This window comes from Pseudomonas sp. NPDC086581 (genome assembly GCF_044746165.1).
Taxonomy (GTDB): Bacteria; Pseudomonadota; Gammaproteobacteria; order Pseudomonadales; family Pseudomonadaceae; genus Pseudomonas.
On the sequence record NZ_JBIVBR010000002.1, the window covers coordinates 483,541 to 495,108 of the forward strand.

Annotated in this window: 8 protein-coding genes and 2 tRNA genes; all 10 read right to left on the minus strand. The window is 63.3% G+C overall.

Going from position 1 to position 11,568, the window contains the following annotated elements; translation table 11 throughout:
- Window positions 1–58: 58 nt before the first annotated feature.
- The 10 genes from ACIPK7_RS06440 to ACIPK7_RS06485 all read right to left on the minus strand — a co-directional run bounded on the left by ACIPK7_RS06440 (window position 59) and on the right by ACIPK7_RS06485 (window position 11,556).
- Window positions 59–132 (minus strand) — tRNA-Cys (locus ACIPK7_RS06440).
- Between the two features lie 35 nt (window positions 133–167).
- Window positions 168–243, minus strand: a tRNA-Gly gene (locus ACIPK7_RS06445).
- A gap of 68 nt (window positions 244–311) precedes the next feature.
- Complete coding sequence (gene pgsA, locus ACIPK7_RS06450; RefSeq protein WP_192431173.1) at window positions 312–872, minus strand: CDP-diacylglycerol--glycerol-3-phosphate 3-phosphatidyltransferase; 561 nt, start codon at window positions 870–872, stop codon at window positions 312–314.
- Between the two features lie 33 nt (window positions 873–905).
- On the minus strand, window positions 906–2,732 hold the full coding sequence (uvrC, locus tag ACIPK7_RS06455) for an excinuclease ABC subunit UvrC (protein WP_401086552.1): 1,827 nt from the start codon (window positions 2,730–2,732) through the stop codon (window positions 906–908).
- Between the two features lie 2 nt (window positions 2,733–2,734).
- On the minus strand, window positions 2,735–3,379 hold the full coding sequence (gene uvrY, locus ACIPK7_RS06460) for a UvrY/SirA/GacA family response regulator transcription factor (RefSeq protein WP_192431171.1): 645 nt from the start codon (window positions 3,377–3,379) through the stop codon (window positions 2,735–2,737).
- Window positions 3,380–3,614: 235 nt separating this feature from the next.
- Entirely contained in the window at window positions 3,615–3,878 is a 264-nt protein-coding gene (locus tag ACIPK7_RS06465) for a hypothetical protein (protein WP_401086555.1), read from the minus strand.
- A gap of 240 nt (window positions 3,879–4,118) precedes the next feature.
- Window positions 4,119–6,092: a choline BCCT transporter BetT gene (locus ACIPK7_RS06470; RefSeq protein WP_192431170.1), complete on the minus strand. Its 1,974-nt coding sequence runs from the start codon at window positions 6,090–6,092 to the stop codon at window positions 4,119–4,121.
- Window positions 6,093–6,237: 145 nt separating this feature from the next.
- Complete coding sequence (locus ACIPK7_RS06475) at window positions 6,238–8,748, minus strand: fused MFS/spermidine synthase (RefSeq protein WP_401086560.1); 2,511 nt, start codon at window positions 8,746–8,748, stop codon at window positions 6,238–6,240.
- 124 nt (window positions 8,749–8,872) lie between these two features.
- Window positions 8,873–10,447 (minus strand): arylsulfatase, encoded by a 1,575-nt coding sequence (locus ACIPK7_RS06480; protein ID WP_401086563.1) that lies wholly within the window; start codon window positions 10,445–10,447, stop codon window positions 8,873–8,875.
- Between the two features lie 110 nt (window positions 10,448–10,557).
- A complete protein-coding gene (locus tag ACIPK7_RS06485; RefSeq protein ID WP_401086566.1) occupies window positions 10,558–11,556 on the minus strand; it encodes an HAD family hydrolase in 999 nt (332 codons plus the stop codon).
- Between the last annotated feature and the right edge of the window lie 12 nt (window positions 11,557–11,568).

The following is an 11,568-nucleotide window of genomic DNA, read 5'->3' on the forward strand; positions in this document are numbered from 1 at the left end:
TCGGGAGGGACGAAAAGCAAAAAGCCCCGTAGATGCATGATCTACGGGGCTTTCTGTTTGGAGGCTGAGGTCGGAATCGAACCGGCGTTCACGGATTTGCAATCCGGTGCATAACCACTCTGCTACTCAGCCATGACACGGATGACTCAAAGCGAATCATCAAAATCTGGAGCGGGAAACGAGACTCGAACTCGCGACCCCGACCTTGGCAAGGTCGTGCTCTACCAACTGAGCTATTCCCGCGTTGTCGTATTGACGGGCGCCATTCTAACGATTTGGAAATGCCTGTCAACTCCTTGATTCAAAAATACTTATTTCTCTTTTGGGGTCGTGTTCAGGTGAGGCCAGGCCGCTACCAGATAGTGCAGCATCGACCACAGGGTGAGGATGGCGGCAACAATCAGCAGTGCATAGCCAACCAGTACCCAGAAAGTCATCAGCGGCGGGTTGGCCAGGAGAATCACCAGCGCCACCATCTGGGCCGCGGTCTTCCACTTGCCCAGGCTGGACACGGCGACATGTGCCCTCGCCCCAATCTCCGCCATCCACTCACGCAGCGCCGAGACCACGATCTCGCGACCAATGATGATGGCGGCCGGCAGCGTCAGCCAGAGGTTCGCGTGCTCTTCCACCAGCAGCACCAGCGCAGTGGCGACCATCAGCTTGTCAGCCACCGGGTCGAGGAAGGCGCCGAAGGGCGTGCTCTGCCCCAGCCGACGCGCCAGGTAGCCATCCAGCCAGTCAGTGGCGGCGGCAAGGGCGAACACGGCGCTCGCAGCCAGGTGGCTGGCCGGGAACGGGAGATAGAACAGCAGGATGAAGATCGGAATGAGCAGAACGCGGAGCAGTGTGAGCAGGTTCGGGATATTCATCGGGTCGGAGGGTCTGCGAGTTGAGCCGGCATTCTACTCGCTGTGCAGTGCAGCATAAATCTGCTCTGCCAGCTTTTTGCTGATACCGGGGGCTTTGGCAATTTCATCGATACTGGCTCTGCCCAGCTCCTGCAACCCGCCGAAATGCTTGAGCAGGTCACGGCGGCGCTTGGGACCGACGCCAGCGACGTCTTCTAATGTCGAGGTGCGACGAGCCTTGCCGCGCCGAGCACGGTGGCCAGTGATCGCAAAACGGTGTGCCTCGTCGCGGATCTGCTGGATCAGGTGCAGCGCGGGCGAGTCAGCGGGCAAGGTGAATTCATGTTCGGCGTCATTCAGGTACAGCGTCTCCAGACCAGGCTTGCGAGTGACACCCTTGGCGACGCCAAGCAAAGTCAACCCGACCACTGCCAGTTCCTGAAGCACTTCCTGGGCCATCGCCAGCTGTCCTTTGCCGCCATCCACCAGAAGAATGTCAGGCATCTTGCCCTCGCCTTCCTTCAAGCGGCTGAAGCGGCGGGTCAGCGCCTGGTGCATCGCGGCGTAATCGTCACCACCGGTGATGCCTTCGATATTAAAGCGGCGATAGTCCGACTTCAGCGCACCTTCCGGGCCGAAGACCACGCAGGAGGCCACAGTCGCTTCGCCACTGGAGTGACTGATGTCGAAGCATTCGAGCCGCTGCGGCGGCTCGGGAAGATCCAGTGCCTCTCCCAGCGCCTCGAAGCGCGCGGCCATGTGCTGGCGGTTCGCGAGGCGGGCGGCCAGCGCCTGCTCGGCGTTGGTCACTGCCAGCTGTTGCCAGCGCGCACGAGTGCCACGGACCCGTGGGGTGATTTCCAGCAGACGGCCACGGGACTCCTCGATGGCCGAAGCCAGGATCGGGAAGTCTTCGTGCACAGCGTTGACGATCAACTCGTTCGGGAGATCGCGCTCGTGATGGCTGAGGTAGTACTGCCCGAGGAAGGCCAGCAGAACGTCGCCTACCTCCTCCTCGATCGCCACCTGCGGGAAGAAGTTCTTGCTGCCCAGGACCCGCCCGCCGCGCACGCTGATCAGGTGCACGCAGGCGCCACCTGGAGTGACGATGGCTGCTACAACATCGACGTTGCCCGTGCCGAACTCCATGCTCTGCTGATCCTGCACGCGGCGCAGGATCTGAACCTGGTCACGCAGCTCCGCGGCCTTCTCGAAGTCCAGGCGCATCGCCGCCTGCTCCATACTGGTGGACAACTCTTTCGCCAGTACATTGCTGCGCCCGTCGAGGAACATGATCGAGTGGCGCACGTCTTCGGCGTATTCCTCCTCGCTCACCAGCCCGACACAAGGCGCCTTGCAGCGTTTGATCTGGTACTGCAGACAAGGACGCGTGCGATTGCGGTAGTAGCTGTCCTCGCACTGACGCACGAAGAAGGCCTTCTGCAGCAGCGCAAGGCTTTCGCGAATGGCGCCAGCGCTCGGGTACGGACCGAAGTAACGCCCCTTGGCCTTCTTTGCACCACGATGGATGGTCAGGCGCGGGAAAGGGTCCTCGCTTGACAGGAAGACGTAGGGATACGACTTATCGTCGCGCAGCAGGATGTTGTAGGGCGGCCGCCATTCCTTGATTAACGTCTGCTCGAGCAGCAGCGCCTCGGTCTCGTTGGCGGTGATGGTCGTTTCGACCTGGGCGATCTTCGCCACCAGGGCAGCCGTCTTCGGGGCCAGGCCGGACTTGCGGAAATAACTGGAGAGGCGCTTCTTGAGATCCTTCGCCTTGCCGACGTACAGCAACTTGGCCTCGGCGTCGAACATGCGATAAACGCCCGGCCGCCCACTGCAGGTGGCCAGGAAAGCCGCCGAATCGAACAATTGCGCCATGATCAGTTGCTGGCGTCGACCATGCCGTGCCGGACAGCCAGCAACGCCAGTTCGACGTCACTGGTGATCGAGAGCTTCTCGAAGATGCGGTAGCGGTAGGTATTCACGGTCTTGGGCGAGAGGCACAGCTTGTCCGAGATGCTCTGCACCTTGTGGCAGTTGGCAATCATCAGCGCGATCTGGATCTCGCGCTCGGATAGCATGTCGAACGGTGATGCGTTTCTTTCCGGTTCGAAGGATTTCAGCGCAAGGTTCTGGGCGATCTGCGGGCTGATATAACGCTGGCCGGCGAACACCTGGCGAATCGCCTGGACCATCTCGTCCAAGGCCGCTCCCTTGGTGAGATAGCCGGCCGCGCCAGCCTGCATCAGGCGAGTCGGGAACGGATCTTCTTCGCACACCGTCACCACCACGACGCGCACGTCGGGCTGGCTGCGCAGCAGTTTTCGGGTGGCTTCCAGGCCGCCGATGCCGGGCATCTTCACGTCCATCAGCACAACATCGGGCTTGAGCTCGCGCGCCAACTGCAATCCACGCTCACCGGAGTCGGCCTGCCCGACGACCTGCAGGCCGTCGATATCAGCCAGCATGCGGGTAATTCCGGTGCGCACCAGATCGTGATCATCGACCACCAGCACCTTAATCACGCAGCACCCCTTGAGCAGAATGGAATGGCGAGCCCCCGAAAAGAGACTCCGAACAATTGTCGAACCTTAACAGAAAGCGGCTCTACGACCTAGCTTGGAAGCGGTTCGCCAAAATGCAAGCGCCAGAGAAATGCAGCGCAGGCGGGATAGATGCTGACAGATGCCTGCCGGGCCGTCTAGGACGGCCGTACCGGGGAGTTCTCTGCCAGGGAGGATCGACTAATACAGGTGGAATTCACGCTTCGACTGCATCCAGCAGGGCCCACGGCTTGTAGCCTGCGCCGCGCGCTGCCTTCTCTGCTTCGAGGATCGCCTCGGTGCGGCTCAGCGAACGCGAACGATGCTCGAAACGAAACGCGGGCCCACTTTCTGCGCGCACGCTGAGGACAATCAGATAGCCCCGCATGGGGTTACTGGCTTCTCGAGTGGTTTTCACTTTCTTCGGAGCCACGCCCAGCGCTTCGCGCATCTGCCGCTCGAGATCTTCGACTTGGTTCATTCAGGGTTTTCCGGATAGAGGGACTTGAAGTTTAACCGAGCGGATCAACGTCCTACAGAATCATCTATCGGGATTACCGTCTTTTCTGACACCGTTCAACTTGCGCAACGCAATTTCCATGGGTTCGATGCGTAAGAGGAAAGCAGCGCCTTATGGTCTGGCCCGTACTGAGTGGGCACAGACATAAGGGCGGTCTGCGGCGCAATAATCATTGCGGTAGCCACTGGCTGGAAACAAGAGTCAACGCACAACATGCAGATAATGCAAATGCCGCTCGTACTGATCCAGGATGTCGGCAATCACGTCGTCCCGGCTCCAGCCCATGATGTCGTAATCCTGGCCACCCTCGCGCAGGTGCACCTCGGCGCGGAAGTACTTGCGGGCCTCGCCGCCATCGCTGTCGTCGAGCATCACGAAGCTCGGGCTGGTAAAGGCTCGCGGGCGAACCTCATAGCGGAAGTGCGCCTCACCTGAAGGTGAGAGATCGAGGCTGACACGGCCATCATCCAACTCCACTACGGTGACATCTTGACCCTGCTTGCGCAGTTCTGCCGCCACTTCCTCGCAGGCCGGGCGGACCACTTCGCTGATGAAGCGGGTGACATGGGAGCGACGTGGCTTCATGGCGATGCTGCGCAGACGGCGCTGCCAGCCGCCTTCGTGATGGGGTGCATGGCGCGGTGCAGGCAAAGCCTGGTTGCGCAGGCCGCGTCGCGTGGCGTCCAGATTCAGCGCGCGGAACAATCCCCAGATCGATGCCAGCAGGATGACAGAGAACGGGAGCGCGCTGGCGATGGTCGCCGTCTGCAAAGCTTTGAGGCCGTTGGCCAGCAGCAGCGCCACGGCGACCACACCGATGCTCACCGACCAGAAAATACGTTGCCACAGCGGTGAATGCGAATGGCCCGAGGAGGCCAGCATATCCACCACCAGTGCGCCGGAGTCGGCGGATGTCACGAAGAACACTATCACCATCAGCACCGCCACCAGGGAAATCACCCCCGACAGCGGGAAGTGCTCCAGGAAGGCGAAGAGAGCCAGCGAGCTATCCTGGTCGACGACGGTCGCTAGGTCGCGCACGCCTTCATTGAGGATCATGTGGATGGCGGAATCGCCGAACACCGTCATCCACAGCAGGGTGAAGCCGGCCGGAACGAAGAGCACGCCGCAGACGAATTCGCGGATTGTCCTGCCGCGCGAGATGCGCGCGATGAACAGGCCCACGAAAGGCGACCAGGAGAGCCACCAGCCCCAGTAGAGCAAGGTCCAGCCACCAATCCAGTCGGTCGGCTGATAGGCGTAGAGGTTGAAGGTCTTGTTGACGATGTCCGACAGGTAGGCGCCAGTGTTCTGCACGTAGGTCTGCAGCAGGAAGACGGTCGGCCCGAGCAGCAGCACGAAGAGCATGAGGATCACGGCCAGCGCCAGGTTCAGCTCGGAGAGGATGCGGATGCCCTTGTCCAGGCCGCTGGCGACCGAGAGCGTGGCCAGGCCACAGGTAACCGTGATGAGGATGATTTGCACGGTGGAGTTCACCGGCAGGCCGAACAGGTGGTGGAAACCACTGTTGATCTGCAACACCCCGTAGCCTAGCGACGTGGCGACACCGAACACGGTGCCAATGATGGCGAAGACGTCCACGGCGTGGCCGATAGGCCCATAGATGCGCTCACCAATCAACGGGTAGAGCGCCGAACGCAGGGTCAGCGGCAACCCCTTGCGGAAGCTGAAGTACGCCAGGATCAGGCCGACGATGGCGTATATCGCCCAGGCGTGCAGCCCCCAGTGAAAGAACGTGATCTTCATCGCCTCGCGCGCGGCAGCAACGGTACCCGCCTCACCCACCGGCGGGCTGGTGAAGTGCATGACCGGCTCGGCGACACCGAAGAACATCAGGCCGATGCCCATGCCGGCGGAAAACAGCATGGCGAACCAGCTACTGCTGCGGTACTCCGGCTCGCTGTGGTCGGGGCCGAGCTTGATATCGCCATAGCGGCTGATCGCGAGGAACACCACGCTGATCAGGATCAGCGCCACGGCGAGGATGTAGAACCAGCTGGCGTTGACAACTATCCATTGCTGGACCCTCTCGAACTGCGCCTGGGCCTGCTCCTGGAAGGCCACGGCGTAGAGCACCAGAATGAAGATCAGGACGGCACTGGTATAGAAAACCGGTGGATTGAGGGTGCTGCGGGGGCGGGAAGAAGTCTCCATCGAATGTTATCTCCTGTAACGCATCGACCGGCGCCAGTGACGGGCGCAGGTGTCGCCTAGGGTAACCGGATTTCGCCCAGGGCATGTCCGATGGCCCGCTCGCGCCCCTGCGGCGGCGGGGTTGTGACCCGCAGGTTTCAGGCACTCAGGGAGCGCCCAGGAACCACCGATAGTAGGGGTTGTCGCCATCCTCCAGAGCCACCTGCCGAGCATCGCGCGCCCAGGCCTCACGGTCGCCTCGGTAGGCGTGCAGACTGAGGTCGTAGAACTGTCGCAGCCTCCGCCAGCCATCGTTGACCGATGCCCGGACCGATGGCAGGGCGTTCTCAAGCGGGGGCGCCGTGCGCAGGGCGAGCAGGGTCGGCAGCACGCGGGCAATCTCCTTCGGACGAACCCAGGGCGCGTATTCGATGCGCGGGTGATCGTCCGTCACCGGCAGCGCATCGCCCGCGTAGCGCTCCAGTCCCGCCCGGTCGGTGACCCAGGTGGCCAGCAGCCCTTCGACCGAGTCGACCCCGACCTCCCCCAGTGCAGCGGCAACTTCCGGCTGTTCAAAGCGCTGGCGGATGGTCGTCACGTCCAGGTGCAGCGGCTGCGGCGAGCCCACCAGCAGCATCTCGTGGAACTCGGTAGTCCACAGCGTCGCGTAGGGGAAGACATCGATGAAGCTGCGCACCAGCGAACGGCTTTCTTCATCGTTCTGCGTCGGCAACGGCAGCCATTGGGCGACCACGCCGCCCTCCTCCAGCCGCGAGGCGGCGAGCTGGTAGAAATCACGGGAATACAGGTTGACCACTCCCGCAGCCGAAGGCGGCGGCGGCTCCAGGGTGACCATGTCGTAACGCTCGGCGCTGCGCAGCAGCTCACGGCGACCATCGCGCAGTCGGATGTCCAGGCGCGGATCGTGGATGGCGTCGAAGTTACCCTTGAAGCTCGGCGCCGCGGCCAGCACTTCGGGCAGCAACTCGGCCACCACCGGATGCTGAAGGTCGCGGTAGCGCAGCATGGCGCCGGCAGTGATGCCGGTGCCGAAGCCGATCACCAGCGCCGAGCGCGGCTCGCCATTGTGAATCAGCAGCGGCAACAGCGCCTGCAGGCGCATGTAGCGCAGAGATGGCATGGCATCGCCTGTGTTGGAGACGCCCTGGATGTAGAGGCGATTGAAGCGGTTGTCGCCCCTGCCCTGCTCGATGACCGCCACAGTGCCGCCGCGGCCTTCGGCATAGAAGCCGATCCGCCCATTGCGTGCCCCCGGCATCAGCTCGGCCAGGTGCCGCGGCGGCGTCAGGGCCCCGATTGCCACGGCAAGCACCGCCACGGCGACGACGCCAATGCGCAGCCTCCTGCTCACACCTTCGCCGCGCCAGACGGCCAGCAGGCCGATGGCGGCGGCCAGCGTCCCGAGCACCGCCAGCGTGCGCACCAGCCCCAGCCCAGGGACGAGAACGAAGCCGGTCAGGATGACCCCAACGATGCCGCCCAGGGTGTTGAGCGCCACCACGACGCCAACATCGCGGCCCACATGGTTTCGATCAACCGACAGCCGGAGGGCGATGGGGAAAGCGGCGCCCAGCAGGGTCGTCGGCAGGAACACCACACACAACGCCGCTACCGCGAAGCGCGCGCACATCCCCGCCAGCTCGCTGCCGCCGACTTGCATCACCAGCCATTCGACTCGGGTCTGCAGGCCGATCAGCCAGGTTCCGAGACCAGCGATCTGCGCAATGGCCAGCAGCCCCGCCGCGGCGATGAGCAGACCGAACAGGCCCCAGGGGTCACGGATGCGGTCGGCGCGCCGGGCATACAGGGCGCTGCCCAGTACCAGCCCGCAGAGGTAGGTGGCCAGGACCACGGCGAAGGCAAAAGTGCGGGTGCTCATGAACTGGACGATGGACTGTGTCCAGATCACCTCGTATCCCAGCGCCACGCCACCAGCGACGCAGTAAAGCGCTATGGCCAGGCGTGCGGCGCGGCTACGCGGACCGGTGGCCGGCGCGTCATGCTCAGTGGTCCGCGCCGCAGGCTGGCGGATGAGCAGCGCACCGGTGGCGGCGAACAGGTTGAACACACCCGCCGCACAGGCGCTGCCCAGCACACCCAGCCAGGGCAACAGCACGAAGGCAGCCAGCAGTGTGCCGGCGATCGCGCCCGCGGTGTTGGCCGCATACAGGCCACCGCCGGTGCGGCCCATCTGGCCTTCGGCGGGTTCCAGCGCGCGCACCAGCACCGGTAGCGTGCCGCCCATGAAGAACGCCGGCACGCCGACCAGAACGAACGGCAACGCCCAGGCCAGGGCGCCGAAGGCGTCTTCCAGGAAAGCAAAGGCGCTGGCGGCATTGGCCAGCGCGACGGTGGCGGCTACGGCCAGCAGCGCCACCAGGAACTCGAGACCGGCGTACAGCCGCAGTGGTCGCTCCAGGTGATCCGCGAGACGGCCGAAAGCCAACCCGCCCAGGGCCATCCCGGCGAAGAAGGCACTGATTGCGGTGGTGACGGCATACACCTCCACCCCCACCACCAGGGAGAGCTGCTTGACCCACAACACCTGAAAGATCAACGCCGACCCGCCCGAAGCGAACAGCAGCAGTGCCGGCACCCAGGCTGCGAGTCCTGGCTGCGAACGCAACTGCGTCGGTTTGACGCGACGGGTGTTCATCGGGGACGAGCTGACCGCTGAGGGCATCGAAACAACCTTGTCTGACAGTAAAGCCCCCGCGACAGCCAGGCTGTCGCGGGGGACGGGAGAGGCGCCTCGCTACAGGCGCCCCGGCTACCACTCACTACTTGGCGCCCTGCTTCATCTTCGCGTCGATCTTCGCATCCACATCCTTGCGGATCTGGTCGATGCTGAAGCTGGCCGGGCGTTGGCTCGGCGGATAATCGACAAAGGTCTGCAGGAAGGCCGCCGCCTTGCGTGTGCCCTGGAACAGCAGGTAGTCGTTCTTGGTCAGCCAGTCGTAGTACTGATCGGAGACCACGTCCGCCCGCTCGTAGGGGTCCATGCGCAGGTTGAACAGCTTGGGTACGCGCAGGCAGGTGAAGGGCTCGCTCCAGACCTGCAGGCCGCCAGGGGCGCGCTGCTCGCACCAGACGATCTTCCAGTTGTCGAAGCGCATGCCCACCAGCTCGGCCTCGTCGTTGAAGTAGTAGAACTCCTTGCGCGCGCTCTTGTCGGTCTTGCCGGTCAGGTAATCGAGCTGGTTGTAGCCGTCCAGGTGCACCTTGTAGCTCTTGCCACCTACGTCGGCACCCTTGAGCAGACGCTCCTTGATGTCGGTGTCGCCAATCGCAGCCAGCAGGGTGGGGAACCAGTCCAGCCCGGAGAACATCTGCGTGGAGACGCTGCCCGGCTTGATGTGGTTCGGCCAGCGGATCATCGCCGGCACCCGGTAGGCGCCCTCCCAGTTGGAGTTCTTCTCGTTACGGAACGGGGTGGTTGCCGCATCCGGCCAGGACCACTGGTTCGGCCCGTTATCGGTGGTGTAGACGACGATGGTGTTGTCGGCGATCTTCAGGTCATCCACCGCCTTGAGCAGCTTGCCGACGTCGCCGTCGTGCTCGAGCATGCCGTCGGCGTAGTCGTTGCCCGGCATGCCGCTCTGCCCCTGCATGGACTCGCGGACGTGGGTGAAGGCGTGCATGCGAGTGGTGTTCATCCAGACGAAGAACGGCTTGTCCGCCTTCACCTGCTTGTCCATGAAGTTGATCGCGGCCTGGGTGGTGTCGTCGTCAATGGTTTCCATGCGCTTGCTGGTCAGGGCGCCGGTGTCCTCGATCTTGCCATCGGCGGTGGAGTGGATAACCCCGCGCGGTGAGGCAGCCTTGACGAAGTCCGGGTCATCCTTGGGCCAGTACGGGCGCTCGGGCTCTTCCTCGGCGTTGAGGTGATACAGGTTGCCGAAGAACTCGTCGAAGCCATGCTTGGTCGGCAAGTACTCGTCCTTGTCGCCCAGGTGGTTCTTGCCGAACTGCCCGGTGGCATAACCGTGAGCCTTGAGCGCCTGCGCGATGGTGACGTCGCGGTCCTGCAGGCCAACCGGAACGCCCGGCATGCCTACCTTCGACAAGCCGGTGCGGAGGATCGACTGGCCGGTGATGAAGGTGGAGCGGCCGGCGGTGCAACTGTTCTCCGCGTAGTAGTCGGTGAACATCATGCCTTCCTTGGCGATGCGGTCGATGTTCGGCGTCTGGTAGCCGACCACGCCGAAGGCGTAGGCACTGATGTTGGTCTGGCCGATATCGTCGCCGAATATCACCAGGATGTTCGGCTTGTCCGCCGCACTGGCAACCGAGCATCCCATTATCGCCGTCGCCGCCAGGGCGAACCGCGATATCCATCTTCCCGTGCGCTTCATTGGTGTTTCTCCATTCCAGTTACTGGTCGTTTGCCACGACTGCGTTCACTGGAGATGCCGACTACCTGGCTGGAAATCCCCGTGTCCCTGCGGTTTAGCTTGCTGGCTTGCTATTGGTCGAACGGATAGATCCGCTTCCACTCCCTTGCCATGTCCACTACTACCCAGTCCTTGCTCTTGGCCATGTCGAGCGCCTTGTCCAGGCGCCCGACCTTGCTCTGCCGATCGTAGGCCCACTCGCGTTTTTCATCGGTATGGTGCACCAGGCCGGCAAAGCGCAGCCCTTTGCCCGCGGTGGTCCATTGCAGCATCTGCAGGTCGCCGTCGGAGTTGCCGAAGGCCAGGATCGGCCGACGGCCAACGATGCTGTCGATGCTCTCCGGCTTGCCGGGGCCGTCGTCGTTGTGCACCAGCTTGGGCAGGCGCTGGATGGAAAGCTGACCGTCTCGATCCTCGAAGCGACTGCCCAGCGTGGTGCCGATCACCTGTTCGGGCGGAATGCCGTAGACCTCTTCGGCGAAGGCGCGCATGAATGCCACCTCGCCGCCGGAAACGATGTAGGTCTTGAAGCCATTGGCACGCAGGTAACCCAGCAGCTCCAGCATCGGCTGGAACACCATCTCGGTGTAGGGCTTGTGGCTGCGCGGATGCCGGGCGCTGGCCAGCCAGCGGCGGGCATTGGCAATGAACTCCTCGGTGCTGACGCCTGCATGGGTGGCGGCGACTATCTCCAGGATGCCCTGCATGCCGCTGTCGGCCAGGGCCTTGTGGTCCCCCTCGATCACTGCCTTGAACGGCTGTTTCTCTTTCCATTCCGGGTGTTGCGGCGCCTGCCGTTTCACTTCGTCCAGGGCGAAGAGCACCTGGAAATACATCGGCTGCTCGCTCCACAGCGTGCCGTCATTGTCGAACACGGCGATGCGCTCGGCCGGCGGCACGAAGTCCTTGCCGCCCTGCTGGGTCACCGCTTCGACAAAGGCGACGATGGCCTCTCGCGAGGGGCCGTCGTTCCATGCCGGCAATGCGTCTGCCGCGCGGACCAGGAGCGGCATGCCCAGGAGCAGCAGGAGCATCCAGCGGGCCAGCGGTTGAGCGAGTGTCGAATGCATGTCACATCCTTG